We start from the raw sequence: 14,811 nt of genomic DNA, 5'->3' as shown, positions 1-14,811 counted from the left end.
TTATTCGGCTGCGACCTTTTCAGTTGCGACCTCGGGTGCATACTCGACCGCCATGGGGTGGCTGCCCCGGATGTTGGTGACGATCTCGTCGCCGAGGGTGAGAATAGCATCCTTGTGGCATTTCTTGTTTTTGTGAATATGAACAGGAGAGATCTCAAGGGAATTGTAGTTTTTCGTCGGAATTTCTTCGCTGGTGACCGTTTCGAAGTACCTCTTGATATGAATCATCAGCATGTGGAGATGGAGTAGTTCCTCTTTTTGCACACAATCACCTTTCTTCAAATCACTACTCTTTTCGTTACGACATATAGTTTATTGGTGATCTTTATATCCGGTTATTCGTACTCCGGAGGAGCCCTGATTGGGCTCGCGATCGGGGACGCATTGGGTGCGCCCCTGGAAGGGCTCCCCCCTCCACGGAAAAAACTCACAGAAATGGAGCCCGGTGGATTTTTCCCCCGTTCCGCCGGCCAAATCACCGACGACAGCATCCAGGCCTTCGCGCTTGCCGAATCCCTGGCCTCGTGTCGCGGGTTATGTCCTTATGACCTCATATCGAGGCTTGTTTCAGGTTACCTCAAATATCCGTGGGCTTTCGGACCGACTTCATCCCGGGTCTTCCTCATGGCCAGGGCAGGCTGGGAACCGTTCGCTGCCGCACGGGAGATCGACCGTATACAGGGTAGCCGGAGCAACGGGAGCGTGATGAGGGGGCCCCCCCTCGGGGTGTTCTCGAACGGCCCCGAACTAGAGCCGCTTTCCCTCGAGTGTTCCCGGCTCACCCACCCCGACCCGGTCGCCTGCGCCTGCTCGGCATGGCTCAACCGCATGGTGAGCGAGCTCTGCCGGGGGAGGTCCCGGGAGTTCGCGTTCAACCGTGCACTCCGGCGTTGTGGAAACCGGGAGGTGGCCGGATACCTGGGGAGTTTCCTCTCCCACGAACCCGTTCCTTCTCTCGACGCTCTGCTTGCCACCCATGCCGCCGTCCACACCTTCATGACAACCCGGTCGTTCGAGGAGGCACTGGTGACAGCGGTGAACATGGGAGGGGATGCGGACACCGTGGGGGCCTGCTGCGGGGCACTTGCCGGGGCGACCTACGGGCTTTCGGCGATACCGGTCCGCTGGCTGTCCGCCCTGGAAGACCTGCCCGGGTTGCTGGAGATCGCGTGGCGGCTATGGGCGGTTTCGGAGCGGTGAGAAAAGGAAGAAAAATGCAATATGGGGGCTGTAGCCCCCAAACCCCCACAAGATAGTTCCGCCGCCCCCGGAGGGCGCCCCGGCGGCGGATCAAAGGAATAAATCATTGAGATGCGTAGTGCCTGATGAATTATCAGATATCAAGATGCTATTAAAAACGGCCCAGGCGCGACCCGACGAGGCGTCGCGCCGACCCCGCGAAGCGGGGGGGGAATATCTTCATAAAAATATCATCAAACTGTAATTTGCTTCAAAAAATAGAATCAGAAAAAATCACGCGGATCTGAGCTCGACCATCTGCAGGGCCCGGCCCTTCTCGCAGGCTTCGGCAGCCTGTCCGAGCACCTCGATCACCACGTACCGGTCGCCCTCGACGATCCCTTCCGGGTGGCAGAGCGCAAAGTTGCTGCAGGTGGTCCGGGTGCAGGAGAACTCGTACTGGATCCGGGTGTTTTTTATCGCCATGTCCGCGTTGATCAGGGCAGGGATGGGCGACTCCAGAACCTCGACCGCCCGGGTCCCGTTCAGGTGCACCTGGCAGGGGTGCCTTGTCGGACGGATACCCACGATACGGTATTTTTTGCCTCTCTTCAGGTTATTGCAGGTTTTTTTGAGCGAGCAGGGTGCGCACTCCTCGATCTCCCCTTCATACACGAACTCCAGCCCCTGCTGTGCCAGTTCCGCCCCGATCAGGGTTACTTTCGGTTTCGGCTCGACCATATCCGCCACTTCACTCCTGGTACAGCATTCTCACCATGTCTTCCGCCGCTTCGGGAGAGAGCCCCATGTCTAAGATAGTGAATCGTTCCGGACGGATAGTCTTTGCCATGAGGAGGGCCTCCACAAAGATCCGGTCCTCGATCCCCAGGTCCCGCGGGGTTATCGGGGCACCTATCGCCCTGAGTGCGGCGCGAATCGCCCGCCAGTCGCCCCCGTGGAGGTACATGGTGATGATGGTCCCGATACCGCAGGCCTCGCCGTGGAGCGCCTTTCCCGGAGCAAGCCGTTCGAGGGCGTGCCCGAACTTGTGCTCACCGCCGCTCGCCGGGCGGGAGGATCCCGCGATGCTCATGGCGACACCGGAGGCCACCAGCGCCTTGGTCACGAACCAGGCGGTCTCCTCCTGGTGAGGCTTGATCGCGCCGGCATGCTCCATCACCTGCTCGGCGGTCATCTTCGAGAGTGCGAGGGCATACTCGGAGACCTCCTCCCCCCGAAGGCGGTGAGCGAGCTCCCAGTCGAGGATGGCGGTATAGTTGGAGATGATGTCCGCACACCCGGATGCGAGGAGGCGATGGGGGGCGGCGGCGATTACCCCCGTATCGGCGACCACCGCGATCGGCGGGTGGGCCTGGAGGGAGACGTTCCCGTCGCCCGAAGAGACGGAGGCACGGGCAGAGGCGATCCCGTCATGGGATGCGGCGGTGGGGACGCTGATGAACTGCCTGTCTGTGTTATAGGACGCGATCTTCGCGGTATCGATCACCCTCCCGCCCCCGACACCCACGAGAAAGTCCGCCTTCTCCGCGGCGGCTTCAGCCCTGGCGATCACTTCCATATCCAGGGTATCGGAGACGAATGTTGAAACCGTGTAATCTCCGGAGAGAAGCGAGATAACCTTCTTCCCGGCGAGTTCACCGGTATGGCTCCCGGTGACCACCAGCACAGAAGAGCCGAGGCGGAGGTCTCCCGCCACCGTGGCGATCTGGGAGAGGGCATCATGGCCGATCACCACGTCCCGGGGGAGCTGCAACCACCGTGATTTGTCGAATTGTTTGCTCTTCAGTACTTTATTACCCTCCGTGCCCATTTAGATCAGAGAATGATTAGGGAATTCATCTACAAATACTACATCGATCCCATACGTTTCGGCCAGCCCTACAATGTCGTCGACACCACTACCTACGCGATTGTGCTTCTTATCGCGATTTACCTGGTGTACAGGTGGCTCGTCTGGTCGAAGATCGATATTAACGGCCGGTTCGTGATCGCCACCCTGCCCTTCGTGGTGCTGGGAGGCCTCACCCGCGTGGTCCAGGACACCGGGATGATCACCTCGGACTTCCAGTACCTGCTCATCACCCCCCTGATCTATTTCGTGCTCTTCGCGGTTACCGCGATCGCGCTCGGGGTCACCTATTCGCTCGAGAAAATGGGCGTAATCAAGGACTATATCCCCTACTATGCAGGGATTGGGGTCGCCGGGTGCGTGCTGGTCGCGGGAGTGCTTACCGCGTTCGGGCTTTCGCGGGGGATCATCGCACTGAACGTGCTGTTCACCATACTGGCCATGGGCGTGGTATCTTCGTTCCTGGTCTGGGCGGCGATGCGGTACCTGCTGAAGTGGGAGTATGCGAGCGACCCCCTCTATCTCGCCCTTATCTTCGGGCAGCTGCTCGATGCGAGCGCGACCAGCTACGGGATCGATATCCACCCCCTGCACTACATGGAGGTTCACGTCGTGGGCTCGAACCTCATCGCCCTCACCGGAACGGCATTCGTGATGTACCCGCTGAAGCTCCTGGTACTCTTCCCCGGGATCTACATCCTCCAGCGGTTCAGGCACGAGGGTGCGCCGGTCCTCTGGCACCTGATCGTGCTGGCCATGATCACCGTCGGGCTCGCCCCGGGGATCAGGGACATGGTGAGGATGGTCCTCTATGTCTGAACCGGCGATCTGGAAAAACCTGGGATTCACGGCATTCCTCTTCGCCCTGTGCCTTTCGGGGGGCATCCTGATCGCCGCGGCGAACCCTGAGGTCGGCCAGCAGTTCCTCGACCTCTTCCGCGAGGCGATTATGGGGGAACTGATGACCGACGAACCGCTCCTCCTCGCAGGAAATCTCTTCCTGAACAACCTCCAGGCCTGCGTCCTCCTCTTCCTCGGGGGGGCGACTTTCGGGCTGTTCACCCTCTTCGTGATAGGCACGAACGGGCTCGTGATCGGGGCCATCCTCCAGCTGGTCACCGGTGAAAAGGGGCTGCTCTACGTGGCGGCCGCCATAGTTCCCCACGGGATCTTCGAGATCCCCGCCTTCATCATCGCCGGGGCCCTGGGGTTCACCCTCGCGGGAGGGATGTGGAAGGAACTCACCGGCGGGGGCGATGCCGTAGCAACCGCACAGGCCGTGGGGAAGCATTTCCTCACTATAGTAATCCCCCTGGTCGCGGTTGCAGCCCTCGTAGAGGCTTTTATTACGCCATATATCCTACAATTTGTAGCTTGAGGAGCAATGGGCATGGAAGAGGAAATGGGGGCACTCCCCGGGATACACGACTTCAGCGCCTGGTATAACGAACTTTTGTGGCGGGCGGAGATCATGGATGTCCGCTACCCGGTCAAGGGCATCTACGTCTGGTACCCGTTCGGGTTCTCTCTCCGGAGAAACGTCTACGACCGGCTCCGTTCCATCATGGACCGGGAACACCAGGAGGCCCTCTTCCCGCTGCTCATCCCGGAGACCGAGTTTGCGAAAGAAGCCGAGCACATCAAAGGGTTCGAGGAGGAGGTCTACTGGGTTACCCACGGGGGGCTCACGCCCATGGATGTCAAACTGGCGCTCCGCCCCACCAGCGAGTGTGCTATCTATCCCATGTATTCCCTCTGGGTGCGGTCCCATGCCGACCTCCCGCTGAAGATCTACCAGATCGTGAATACCTTCCGGTACGAGACAAAGCATACCCGGCCGCTCATAAGGCTCCGGGAGATCACCTCGTTTAAGGAGGCCCACACGGTCCATACCACGTGGGACGATGCCGAGGCACAGGTGCAGACTGCAATTGGTCTCTACAAGGAGTTCTACAGGACGCTCTGCATCCCGGTGATCGTCTCAAAGAGGCCGGACTGGGACAAGTTCCCGGGGGCGGACCACACTATTGCGGTGGACGTGATCATGCCCGACGGGAAGACCCTGCAGAGCGGGACCGTGCACCACCTGGGCGATCATTTCTCCCGGACGTTTTCCATCCAGTACGAGGACGTGCAGGGGGAACAGCAGTATGCGTTCCAGACCTGCTACGGCATCTCCGAGCGGTGCATCGCCGCACTGATCGGGGTCCACGGAGACGACAAGGGCCTGGTGCTGCCTCCGGCGGTCGCACCGGTGCAGGTGGTCCTGGTCCCGATCACCATCGGGAAGCGCAAGGACGAGGTGGCGAACGCGGTGAAGGAGATCGAGGAACGACTCCTCGCTGCGGGTTTCCGGGTAAAACGGGACGACCGCGACCTCCGGCCCGGGGCGAAATATTACTACTGGGAGATGCGGGGCGTGCCGCTCCGGCTGGAAGTCGGCCCCCGGGATATCGACGCGGGCCAGGTTACGGCGGTCACCAGGCTCGGGCACAAGGGCGCGATCCCCATGGAGGGCCTTGTCGACGGGGTCGCCGAACGGCTCGCTACATTCACCGCCGAACTCGAGGAGCGGGCACTGGAGCAGTTCAGGGCGAAGATCTCGGTCGTGAACGGGATCCAGGAGTTAGTGAACGCACTCGAGACCGGCGTGGCGGTGGTCCCCTGGTGCGGCGACCGCGGGTGTGCGGACGCAATAGAGGAGAAGACCGGGGCGAGCGTCCTTGGCACCGAGGTCCGGTCTGAAGCGATTCCTCCTGTACACGGGATATGCGTGATCTGCGGGAAGGAAGGGACCGGGACGCTCGTGGGGAAGGCGTATTAAAGAAAACTAATTTTAACAAGTCTTTTTTAGAAGATGTTCTAGGGTGTAAATAGATATTAGAAAATTGGGGGCTGTCGCCCCCAAACCCCCACGCGACGGTTCCGCCGGCCCCGAAGGGCGCCCCGGCGGCGGATCTGGTGGTTTATCGTTTCTCTCTCCCTAGAAACTGAAGGATATTGGATAGATACCGGAATTGTGTTGCGAATTTTCTTTCACAATTGAGTAATGAGGTGTGCAATTGAAATGGCCCAGGCGCGACCCGACGAGGCGTCGCGCCGACCCCGCGAAGCGGGGTGGGAATCTATCTTCGTTATTCGTTTATCAGCAGACTTTTCAAGTGAAATCACTCCCGAAACTCGTAAAAAGTGCATTTATCGAAGTTTCCGTGAAAAGTTCAAAACTATTGAAAATTCCACGAATTAAAAAAATTTAACACCGGGGGCAGCGATACGAGTGCTGCAGCCCCGGACGGGCCAGGTCACCGCGGACGATCTTCTTCCCGCCCCGGAAATAGATCTTCCCGCAGGCCCCGCATTTTTTCGGCCGGACCCGGTCGATGAACCGGGAGGGAAGCTCGAACTCGAACGAGGTCTCGGTCCCGGAGAAGTTCTGGACGCACGGCTCCTCGTAATTGGAGAGGAACTGCATGATCTGCACGGGGGAGACCCCCATGTCGTCGAATTTCTTGAAGATAAAGTAATTGAAGACCAGCCAGGAGAAGTCGCACCGCTCGATCAACTCCTCGCCTTCGCTCTCTCCGTCGTCGCACTCCTCGAGGGTACACCCGCAGAGTGGGCACCGTCCTTTCACCAGTTCATCCAGGTATACCTCTTCCCGGCAGGCGGGACACGTGGTATGGGCTGCATGCATTCGTGAGGTCATGGTAGTGTCCGTGTCCGGGCATATACGATCCCCGCCCGGAGGGGGTTGGTCTTCTGGGTGCGGGCTCCCCGCGTCCATCATGGACCGGGCCCGTGAAGCGTCCGGAAATATTTGAGCGCCTGGAAGAGGCGCACCCCGGAAGATGAAAAGTATCCCCCTTGAGGGGGGCCTTTCATCATTCAGGGTGTCCTGATACCGGGCAGCTCGCCGGACAGACTCGCTTCTTCTATTTGTATCCCTATCACATAAACCTATACCAGGTAACAAGAGTATATGAGCCTGTTGGTTAAAACAGACCATTTACGAAGCATTTTTATACTTGACACCGGTGTGGATCACCGGGCGAGGATCCCGAATGCATCGTTTAAGGAGCGCCGTGCCTCCTTGAAATTCCTGTCCCGGATGAGGGACACGCTCCGGGAGAAACAGTGTGTCAGGTCGTCCTTGTCGATTTTGTACGCAGTGAAGAAACAGCGCACCGAGTCCTCGACCCTTCCGAGCATCAGGTAGCAGTTAGAAAGGACCACCCACGCGTCCGCGTTTTGGGGTTCGGCCTTTGTCACCAGTTCCATGGTCCGTGCGGATTCCCCATATTCCCCGGTCATAGAGAGGGAGATCCCCTTCCAGAACCAGAGTCTGCCGTTCCCCGGGCGGAGCTGTTCGGCCTTATGGAACGATTCCAGGGCTTTCTCCGGCTCTCCGGCGATTACATGGGCGATGCCCTTGTTCACCCACGCGGAGAAGTATCCCGGGAACAGGCAGATCGCCTGTGAGAACGATGATATCGCCTCTGGTGTCCTGCGGAGCATCATCAGGGAGTACCCGTGATTCATCCACGCGCCAAGGTAGCGGGGGCGGAGCGAGAGCGCGATCTCGCTGCACCTGAGTTCCTCTTCGAAATCCCCGAGTTCGCCGTGGGCGTGTCCCTTGGCGTTCCAGGCCATCGCGTTCGCGGGGTCAATCTTCAGGGCTTCCTCGCAGCAGGCAATCTTCTCCTTGAACTTTCCCATCTTCCCCAGGGCGAATCCTTTATGCACCAACGCCATCGAGAGGCGGGGGTTGAGTGCGATGGCCTGCTCACAGGACTCGATCTCTTCCTCGAACCTGCCCATCTTCCCGAGCGCGACCCCCCGGGCAGTCCACGCGTCGGCGCAGGAAGGGTCGCTGGCAAGTGACCTGGAGAACCAGCGCAGCGCCTGGTCGTACTCGCCCCTCCGGGTAAGGCGGATGCCTTCCCTGCAAAAAAGGCGGGCCTCTTCTTCCTGTGGAGATAACGGGTCACTACGCTCGGTCAAAATAAAAACCCCTGGAATGCGATCGGATGATCCTCGATCTCCTTTGGGGAAGAGTATAACACTTCCGATCTTGACTTTCCATCGGAAACCCCATCCCTCATCTCAACCGGATCAGGTTTTTTCTCTCTGCCCGGGATGTGATGTCTCCATTTCACCGGACCTGGTCTCTCCTCCACCGGAAATGATCCTGCCTCTATGGAGGTTGTCTCTCCCTCTGCGGAACCTTATCCTTCTCTCACCTGAAACCCTGGTCCCTTTCTTTAGCTGGACCCGGACTCTTCTTTCTACAGGACGTGATCTGTTCATCCCCCCGGACCCAAATCCTTCTCTCTACTGGAATCGATCCACTTCTGCAAGAACCGGACTCTTCCTTTCTGTTTGATTGGTCTTCAGCTGGCATGGGAAACATTGAGTGGGATTAACTCCCCATCAATGGTGATGGAGACGAGGACGCTGCCGGTTGCCTGTACTATCGCAGGGTCGGATTCTGGAGGAGGGGCGGGGATCCAGGCAGACATCAAGACCTTCGCCGCCCTCGGAGTGTGGGGGGTATCAGTCCTCACCGCGGTCACCGCCCAGAACACCCGGGAGGTGAAAGGAACGCATCTCGTCCCCTCGTCATTGGTGAGGCTCCAGCTGGAAGCGGTGATAGAAGATTTCCCGATCGGAGCATTCAAGACCGGGATGCTGGGTTCTGGCGGGCAGGTAGAGGCGGTGGCAGACGCGCTCCCGGCAGATGCGCTCCTGGTAGTAGACCCGGTCATGATCTCCACGAGCGGGTATCCCCTTCTCGACCCCCGGGGAATTGAAGCGCTGAAGGCTACGCTCCTCCCCCGTACCACGGTGGTTACCCCGAATATCCCCGAGGCCTGTCTTCTCGCGGGTATTCAAAGGATTTCTTCGATGGACGAGGCCCGTGACGCAGCCTCGAAAATACTGGCCCTCGGCCCCGAGTTCGTGATCATCAAGGGGGGGCACATGGAAGGGGATCGTTCGTCCGACCTGCTCGCCGGGGAAGGGACCGAAAAAATCCTCTCCGCCCCGCGTATCCCCTGCCAGGTGCATGGATCGGGGTGCTGTTTTTCAGCCGCACTTACTGCCTATCTTACCTCGGGAGGCGGGATGGAAGATTCGTTCCGGAAGGCCAAGGAATTCGTCACCGACGCCATCGAGTGTGCAGTGACGAGCCGGAGCGGCAACGCCATGGTCCAGCCGTCGGGGCACCGTAAAAAGTAGTGTCTCACTTCGGAAATGCAGGTGAATGCGTGCTCTTCATCATTCTCTCCAATATCCTCCTTTTACAATTTACTCTGGTTTAATATGAGCTGCGATTCTGGCGGCGAGGACGGGTGTGCTCCATCCGGAACCGGGTCGAAAGCAAGATGAGCACCAAGGTAATATACCCGCAGGAGAAGGTTTCGGTGCATGAATCAGGGTGGCGTATGAACGAGCAATGGTGCAGGCTGACAGGCGAGTTGTTCCCCGAACCGGTGGTGATCGCAGACCGGGACGGAAACGTCCTGGATTGGAACCGGGCGGCAGAGGAATGGTTCGGGCTCCCTCCATCGGGGGAGGAGCGCCCCGTGATCCCCGGGGTGGTCCTCGCCGGGATCCTCCCTCCGGTAAAAGGACCCTGCTGCAGGGAGAGCGGGAATCTGGTTCTAAAAGGTGAGGAACGGAGAATCGAGTACAGCATTCTTGCGGCCGGACCGGGGGAGACCCCGGACAGAGTGCTCCTCCATGTCAGGGACGTAACGGAACAAAGGCGCTATGAGGATGGCCTGCTCGAGATTGGACAGAAATTCCGCCACCTCAACGCGGAAATCCGCCATGATATCCTGAACCAGCTCACCATCCTCATAGGGTTCCTCCAGTTTTCCGAGGACCTGACCACCGACGACAAGTTCAGGGACTTCATCGGGAAGGAGATCACGGCGGGGGAGAAGATCCAGCGCCTCATCGAGTTCACCCGTGAATACCAGGACATCGGGGAAGAAGGCCCGCGCTGGCTCGATTTCGAAACGATTCTGGGGAATGTCGTCAACAAGATCGGAGAGGACCATTTCGTGCTCACCCCGCTCCCGGAGCGCTGGGAGATCTTCGCCCATCCTTCGATTGAGGAAACGATTGAACGACTAATCCAGTACATTGCCCTCGCAAGGAGACCTACGGTACCGGTGAAAATAATGGCGGGGAATACCCCTGATGGATTCAACATCATCGTGGAGGATTTCGCGCCGCCGGTTCCTTCTGAGGAGAGGGATCTCATATTCGAACGGGGTCATGGAAAGGCTGGAATCGAATTGTGGCTGGTGAGAGAGCTGCTCGCACTCTCCGGGATCTCGATCAGGGAGGACGGCGTCACTGGCGGGCGATTCGTGCTGACGGTCCCTGGCCGGTTTTTGAGAAAGAAGGGGTAATTCTTCGTTATTGTCTCATTTTTTTGCCCGATCGTGTCGAGGTAATGTATTTTATTGGGGGGGGCTGTCGCCCCTAAACCCCATGCGATGGTTTCGCCACCCCCGAAGGGTGCCCCTGTTTCAATTTTATTATTAATGCCCCACTCCCCCGCCCTTACCTCACTCCGGGGATAGGCGAGTATCCCCTCTGTTCGTCACCCTGCGGGCCGGCCTCCTCCTCTCCCGAGGGGAGAGGCAGTTAACGCGATACATATCCTGATTCCAGAGATGGTTTCGCTGTTTTTGAAGGTTCTCCGAAAACGAATCGCCATTAGTTCGTAATTGGGAAAGGACAAGGAACCGCCCGAAATGGCCCAGGCGCGACCCAACGAGGCGTCGCGCCGACCCCGCGAAGCGGGGTGGGAGATATCCTGTTTTCATCTAACTGCTAATTAAAATGTGATTTCAACAATAAGAGAACGAAGAGGATAACCTATTCTCCACCCCTTATCTTCACCCACGGGCGCTCCGGCCTGTCCATCAGGTAGCCGTCCAGGTGCCGCCACTGGATGTGGCGGTCGATGAATTCTCCTGCATTAAATGGCATCCCGGAGGAGTTCCCCCAGCGGGCCAGGAACGACCAGTCGGCGGCAAGTGAGCTGTCGATCACTTTGCCGTCCACGGTCCCCCTCGGCTGGAAGGGCAGGGGTCGGCCCGACTGGCTCATCACGTCTCTGGAATCGAGCTCGTAATGGCCGTCGACCGTTCTGGAGCAGGGATTGTCCCGGCCCAGGTATACATCGTGATGGTCGGCCAGGATCGCCTTCGCCCGCTCGCAATCAAGCTTCCCGTAGTGGTCCTCCATAAGTTGGGTAAGCCGGACCTGACGCGCACCCTGGTGCCGGCGGATATCCGCAAACCCCGAGTTCTCGCACTCGAGGTTCCGGATCCTCGGGTCGAACGGGGCGTTGCACCCGATGAAATACCCGTCCTTCGTTCTGTCCACCGAATTGTACTGCAGCCCGAGTTCGAGCCGGAGGATCTCCCGGGACCGGGTATCGGCAAGGAGCCACCCGTTGGCATAGCCTCCGTTGTTCCCGTCGACCATCTTCTCAACGAACCCGTCCAGGGAACCGGCGTATTGCATCGCATCCCGGACCCGGATGAATTCCGGGACGCCGGACGGGTCGTACTCCCGGAACCCGCCGATGGTCGTCTCGCACCCGGCGATCCCCGCGCCGGTAAGAAAGAAGTCGGTGGCGCTGTGGAGGGACCCCGGGGGTGACTGCATCAGGATCCTGTTCCCCTCGTCCGGGCGGACGTCGAGGATGACGTTGAAGAACTGTCCCGTCTCAAAGTTGTCCCACGAGTTATGCCCCATCACCACCTTCCCGTCGGATGTGCACGAACCCGTGGCGATGAACGCGCTGCATCCGCCGTGCTCCACCATACTCCCCGGCCGGTACTGCCCTTCCCGCTGTTTCGGCCACCAGTAGTCAAGAAGTTCGATATACCCGTTCCAGGCAAGGAGGTCGAGCCAGGAGATCCCGGCCGCCGGGTCCGTTTCACGTTCCACAGAAGAAGTAATCGCACCGCCGGCTCCCAGGACAGGGTACCCGGGGGCCGGGGTTTCCGCGGAAACTAAGTCGTGATCTGCCTCGCGTGCCGCCTCAAGGCCGGCGGCCATCCCCTTCAGCTCTTCGGTATATTCCAGGCCCAGGTGGGGAGCGAACAATTTCCTGGCGGCGTTCACGAAAAACTCCCATTCCTTACCGGTATCAATATAGGTAAGGTACCGGAGGGAACGCATCACGCCGCGGATCTCGGAAGCGAGCAGAAATCCCTGCTGGAATCCGCGTTCGGGTGCATCTCCGGCGATCCGGACCATTATCCACCCCTCACTTTCTGTTCTGGCTCCTTTTCCTTCATTTACACCTATAATGCCTTTCTTCTCCTCGCCAGGCTCCACGAAATCACCGGATTTGCTATTATTTTCACCTTCATTAATACTCTTCCATCGGAATCCTTGGTCCTGCGATAACAACGTTTAAATAGATACCAAAAAAATTACCAACTACAGTGTCATGTTCGCGCGTGCGGGCATTACTGGTAAAACCAATCAAGGTGTTGTGTTATGAAGACTATTCGAAATGACGAGGCGGTATCACCGGTCATCGGTGTTATCCTCATGGTCGCGATCACCGTCATTCTGGCGGCGGTCATTGCGGCATTCGTGTTCGGACTTGCGGGAACCACGGGATCTTCCAAGAATGTGGGGCTGACTGTTACTCAGAATGCGGCCGGACTTGGTGTTGTAACCGTACAGGGTGGAACCGATATTCCGACCATTTCAAACTTGAAGTATTCAGTTGACGGAGGAACTACTTACAAATTCTTCGCTGTTTCCGCAACGAGTGGTGCAGCAACAACGACCGGCGGAACAGTTGTGGTTGGTTCAGTGCTTTATACTCAGGGCGGGGATACTCTCAGTGGAAACCGGTTCATTGTTACCGGTCTGTTTGACGACGGATCCTCACAAGTTCTGTTTGACCGACAGTATTGATTCCATTCACTAATTTTATCTTTTTTTAAAGCAATTTTCAAATATAATGCGTTACTTCAGGATTATTTTTTTAATTTTCCTGTTTACTTTGATGATATCAATTCTTTTTGGGTATCCTCGTTTTTACCTTAATGATGAGTGGATATCTGCCAATCAGTTGAACCATCTCGTTATTGGTGCAGACCTTTTACATGGATACTATCCGTATGGCCAGACTCCATATGCCATGGGACATGGCAATGTTCTATCATATACTCTTGCATTTTCAATAGTTTCCGCCCCGGTATACATTTTATTCTCCCTGTTCGGGGATTCGTTCCGTTTATTCGTGAATGTTCTTTGGTTGGCGCTTGTCGTTCTATTCATCATACTTATTGAGACCTCGTTTTCCCAATATGCTCGCTATAAAGGGATTCCTTGGACGTATGGGCTACTACTTTCAGCCCTTGTCTTATTCGTCTTAAATATGTGGTTATATCAGCCGTTTGTCTGGAAAGAATTCCCGGAACTGGCTGCATTGGTGTTCACTAATCACATTCTATTTGCGCTCTCGATGCCGATGGTTTTCCTAATCTTTCGCGAGGTCTTCGAAAACGACTGGTGGGGGGTCTTCGGGTTCATCGCGGTACTCTCCGGGTCTTCCTATCTTTTCTGGTCGAGTACTGCAAAGGATCACATCCTCGCTTTATTGTTTTTCCTAATTGCTCTTTTTTTCCTTATTCGGTTTGTAAAGAAGGGTTCGTACCTCAATCTCATGTCATCCTACATTGCTATCGGATGGACGGCATGGGTACGGCCTGAGTTGGGTTTTGGGCTCCTTATCCTGTTTATCATATCAGGCTTGGTGATAGCATATAGAAAGGGAATCAAAGAAGAGCTGAAGACTTTTTTGTGTGGATTCGCCTCAATTTTTGGGGCATTGCCCCTATTCATCAATAATTATGGATTAACAGGAAACCCTTTCACTAATCCTTTTACAATTGGTTTTCAAGCAGGAACAGAAAACTCTATTGATGTGATGGGAAATCTTATTATCTCACAATATTCCCTAAATTTTCTAAACCCTATAACGTTTTTTCCCGGCCTTTATAGGATATTTTTCGATCCAAAAACACCGATTGCTGCCGGTATATTTCAAGTATCTCCATTCGCCTTCATGGCAGTGATCCTGATCATTTGGCTCACGGTTTTGTTCATCAAGAAGAGGCGTTATTTTGGCAATTCTCAGGATCGGACGATTGTAATCATCATGTTCCTTGTATCATTGGGGGTTTTATTTCCCTACATGAGGAGCATTGCATTCCTTGGAACTGATGGGGGAATTATTCCGGATATTCGCTACCTCTCCCCGATTTATATACCATTGGCGATTCTTGGATGCTCTCTCTTAAAAAAGATCGGGTTTGAAGAAAAGGATCTGAAAAAGACCCTCGAATCGTTCGTCTGGATAGGTTTGGTGACCCTGCCCCTGGCGTTTATTGTCCTCCAGGCATTCATCGGGAACAGTATGGTGAAGCAGCTCCAGGTTCAGGCCTGGATAAATTATACCTTCCTGATCATTGTTGCAACTGCGGTTATCCTTGTAATTTTAGGGAAGGTAAAGAAGGAATGGCTGTGGTATCTCATCCCGGTGCTCTTCGCCTCCGGACTGATATGGTACACGATCGTGGGATACCGTTTCACAACAACCCTGTTAGAGCACTACCACTTCTGGCTCCCGGTGACGAACTGGACCCGGTTGATCTTTCTGAAGATATTCCCATGGTGAATGAGATTGAGGGAATTCAATTATTTAGAAT

15 protein-coding genes are annotated in these 14,811 nt (G+C 56.6%); 8 read left to right on the top strand and 7 right to left on the bottom strand.

All coding sequences use genetic code 11. The features are described from left to right. The gene (locus J2741_RS03915; protein ID WP_209673718.1) at positions 1-264 is read right to left on the bottom strand and encodes a UPF0058 family protein; all 264 of its coding nucleotides are present in this window, start codon (positions 262-264) and stop codon (positions 1-3) included. A gap of 54 nt (positions 265-318) precedes the next feature. On the opposite strand from J2741_RS03915, the gene J2741_RS03910 reads away from it, so the two are divergent. Continuing rightward, positions 319-1,200 carry an ADP-ribosylglycohydrolase family protein gene (locus tag J2741_RS03910; protein ID WP_209673717.1) on the top strand — a complete coding sequence of 294 codons (882 nt, stop codon included), beginning with the start codon at positions 319-321 and terminating at the stop codon, positions 1,198-1,200. 273 nt (positions 1,201-1,473) lie between these two features. Here the strand turns inward: J2741_RS03910 and J2741_RS03905 are convergent, their stop codons facing one another. Then, positions 1,474-1,920: a UPF0179 family protein gene (locus tag J2741_RS03905; RefSeq protein ID WP_209675484.1), complete on the bottom strand. Its 447-nt coding sequence runs from the start codon at positions 1,918-1,920 to the stop codon at positions 1,474-1,476. 10 nt (positions 1,921-1,930) lie between these two features. After that, complete coding sequence (locus J2741_RS03900; protein ID WP_209673716.1) at positions 1,931-3,010, bottom strand: NAD(P)-dependent glycerol-1-phosphate dehydrogenase; 1,080 nt, start codon at positions 3,008-3,010, stop codon at positions 1,931-1,933. A gap of 12 nt (positions 3,011-3,022) precedes the next feature. Between J2741_RS03900 and J2741_RS03895 the strand changes: the two genes are divergently transcribed. From J2741_RS03895 to proS, 3 genes are read left to right on the top strand one after another with little or no spacing between them, the layout of a single operon-like run. Then, positions 3,023-3,868 carry a DUF63 family protein gene (locus J2741_RS03895; RefSeq protein ID WP_209673715.1) on the top strand — a complete coding sequence of 282 codons (846 nt, stop codon included), beginning with the start codon at positions 3,023-3,025 and terminating at the stop codon, positions 3,866-3,868. Next, complete coding sequence (locus tag J2741_RS03890) at positions 3,861-4,427, top strand: stage II sporulation protein M (RefSeq protein ID WP_209673714.1); 567 nt, start codon at positions 3,861-3,863, stop codon at positions 4,425-4,427. Before J2741_RS03895 ends, J2741_RS03890 begins: the two co-directional genes overlap by 8 nt. Positions 4,428-4,439: 12 nt before the next feature. Next, entirely contained in the window at positions 4,440-5,873 is a 1,434-nt protein-coding gene (proS, locus tag J2741_RS03885) for a proline--tRNA ligase (RefSeq protein WP_209673713.1), read from the top strand. Positions 5,874-6,302: 429 nt separating this feature from the next. Here proS and J2741_RS03880 read toward each other — a convergent pair whose 3' ends face one another. The 3 genes from J2741_RS03880 to J2741_RS03870 all read right to left on the bottom strand — a co-directional run bounded on the left by J2741_RS03880 (position 6,303) and on the right by J2741_RS03870 (position 8,226). Further along, on the bottom strand, positions 6,303-6,755 hold the full coding sequence (locus J2741_RS03880) for a hypothetical protein (protein ID WP_209673712.1): 453 nt from the start codon (positions 6,753-6,755) through the stop codon (positions 6,303-6,305). Between the two features lie 335 nt (positions 6,756-7,090). Further along, complete coding sequence (locus J2741_RS03875) at positions 7,091-8,050, bottom strand: tetratricopeptide repeat protein (RefSeq protein ID WP_209673711.1); 960 nt, start codon at positions 8,048-8,050, stop codon at positions 7,091-7,093. Further along, positions 8,047-8,226: a hypothetical protein gene (locus J2741_RS03870; RefSeq protein ID WP_209673710.1), complete on the bottom strand. Its 180-nt coding sequence runs from the start codon at positions 8,224-8,226 to the stop codon at positions 8,047-8,049. Before J2741_RS03870 ends, J2741_RS03875 begins: the two co-directional genes overlap by 4 nt. 262 nt (positions 8,227-8,488) lie before the next feature. Here J2741_RS03870 and thiD point away from each other — a divergent pair, with 262 nt between their 5' ends. After that, entirely contained in the window at positions 8,489-9,286 is a 798-nt protein-coding gene (gene thiD, locus J2741_RS03865; protein ID WP_245249390.1) for a bifunctional hydroxymethylpyrimidine kinase/phosphomethylpyrimidine kinase, read from the top strand. Between the two features lie 206 nt (positions 9,287-9,492). Further along, complete coding sequence (locus J2741_RS03860) at positions 9,493-10,470, top strand: PAS domain-containing protein (protein WP_209673709.1); 978 nt, start codon at positions 9,493-9,495, stop codon at positions 10,468-10,470. A 472-nt stretch (positions 10,471-10,942) separates the two neighbouring features. Here J2741_RS03860 and J2741_RS03855 read toward each other — a convergent pair whose 3' ends face one another. After that, the gene (locus J2741_RS03855; RefSeq protein WP_209673708.1) at positions 10,943-12,337 is read right to left on the bottom strand and encodes a C45 family autoproteolytic acyltransferase/hydolase; all 1,395 of its coding nucleotides are present in this window, start codon (positions 12,335-12,337) and stop codon (positions 10,943-10,945) included. 246 nt (positions 12,338-12,583) lie between these two features. On the opposite strand from J2741_RS03855, the gene J2741_RS12895 reads away from it, so the two are divergent. Together J2741_RS12895 and J2741_RS03845 are read left to right on the top strand one after the other, a co-directional pair. Then, positions 12,584-13,012, top strand: coding sequence for a type IV pilin (locus J2741_RS12895; protein ID WP_245249388.1), 429 nt, complete (start codon positions 12,584-12,586; stop codon positions 13,010-13,012). A 46-nt stretch (positions 13,013-13,058) separates the two neighbouring features. Next, the gene (locus J2741_RS03845; RefSeq protein WP_209673707.1) at positions 13,059-14,780 is read left to right on the top strand and encodes a hypothetical protein; all 1,722 of its coding nucleotides are present in this window, start codon (positions 13,059-13,061) and stop codon (positions 14,778-14,780) included. Positions 14,781-14,811: the final 31 nt, after the last annotated feature.

Origin of the sequence: Methanolinea mesophila, from assembly GCF_017873855.1 — an archaeon.
GTDB lineage: Archaea > Halobacteriota > Methanomicrobia > Methanomicrobiales > Methanospirillaceae > Methanolinea_B > Methanolinea_B mesophila.
Note: the sequence above shows the minus strand (reverse complement) of the source record. Positions and strands in the feature narration are given on the sequence as shown.

Coding starts and splice junctions, on each gene's coding strand:
- J2741_RS03905 (WP_209675484.1), bottom strand. CDS start 1,920: ATGGTCGAGCCGAAACCGAAAGTAACCCTGATCGGGGCGGAACTGGCA.
- J2741_RS03900 (WP_209673716.1), bottom strand. CDS start 3,010: ATGGGCACGGAGGGTAATAAAGTACTGAAGAGCAAACAATTCGACAAA.
- J2741_RS03895 (WP_209673715.1), top strand. CDS start 3,023: ATGATTAGGGAATTCATCTACAAATACTACATCGATCCCATACGTTTC.
- J2741_RS03890 (WP_209673714.1), top strand. CDS start 3,861: ATGTCTGAACCGGCGATCTGGAAAAACCTGGGATTCACGGCATTCCTC.
- proS (WP_209673713.1), top strand. CDS start 4,440: ATGGAAGAGGAAATGGGGGCACTCCCCGGGATACACGACTTCAGCGCC.
- J2741_RS03880 (WP_209673712.1), bottom strand. CDS start 6,755: ATGACCTCACGAATGCATGCAGCCCATACCACGTGTCCCGCCTGCCGG.
- thiD (WP_245249390.1), top strand. CDS start 8,489: ATGGAGACGAGGACGCTGCCGGTTGCCTGTACTATCGCAGGGTCGGAT.
- J2741_RS03860 (WP_209673709.1), top strand. CDS start 9,493: ATGAACGAGCAATGGTGCAGGCTGACAGGCGAGTTGTTCCCCGAACCG.
- J2741_RS03855 (WP_209673708.1), bottom strand. CDS start 12,337: ATGGTCCGGATCGCCGGAGATGCACCCGAACGCGGATTCCAGCAGGGA.
- J2741_RS12895 (WP_245249388.1), top strand. CDS start 12,584: ATGAAGACTATTCGAAATGACGAGGCGGTATCACCGGTCATCGGTGTT.
- J2741_RS03845 (WP_209673707.1), top strand. CDS start 13,059: ATGCGTTACTTCAGGATTATTTTTTTAATTTTCCTGTTTACTTTGATG.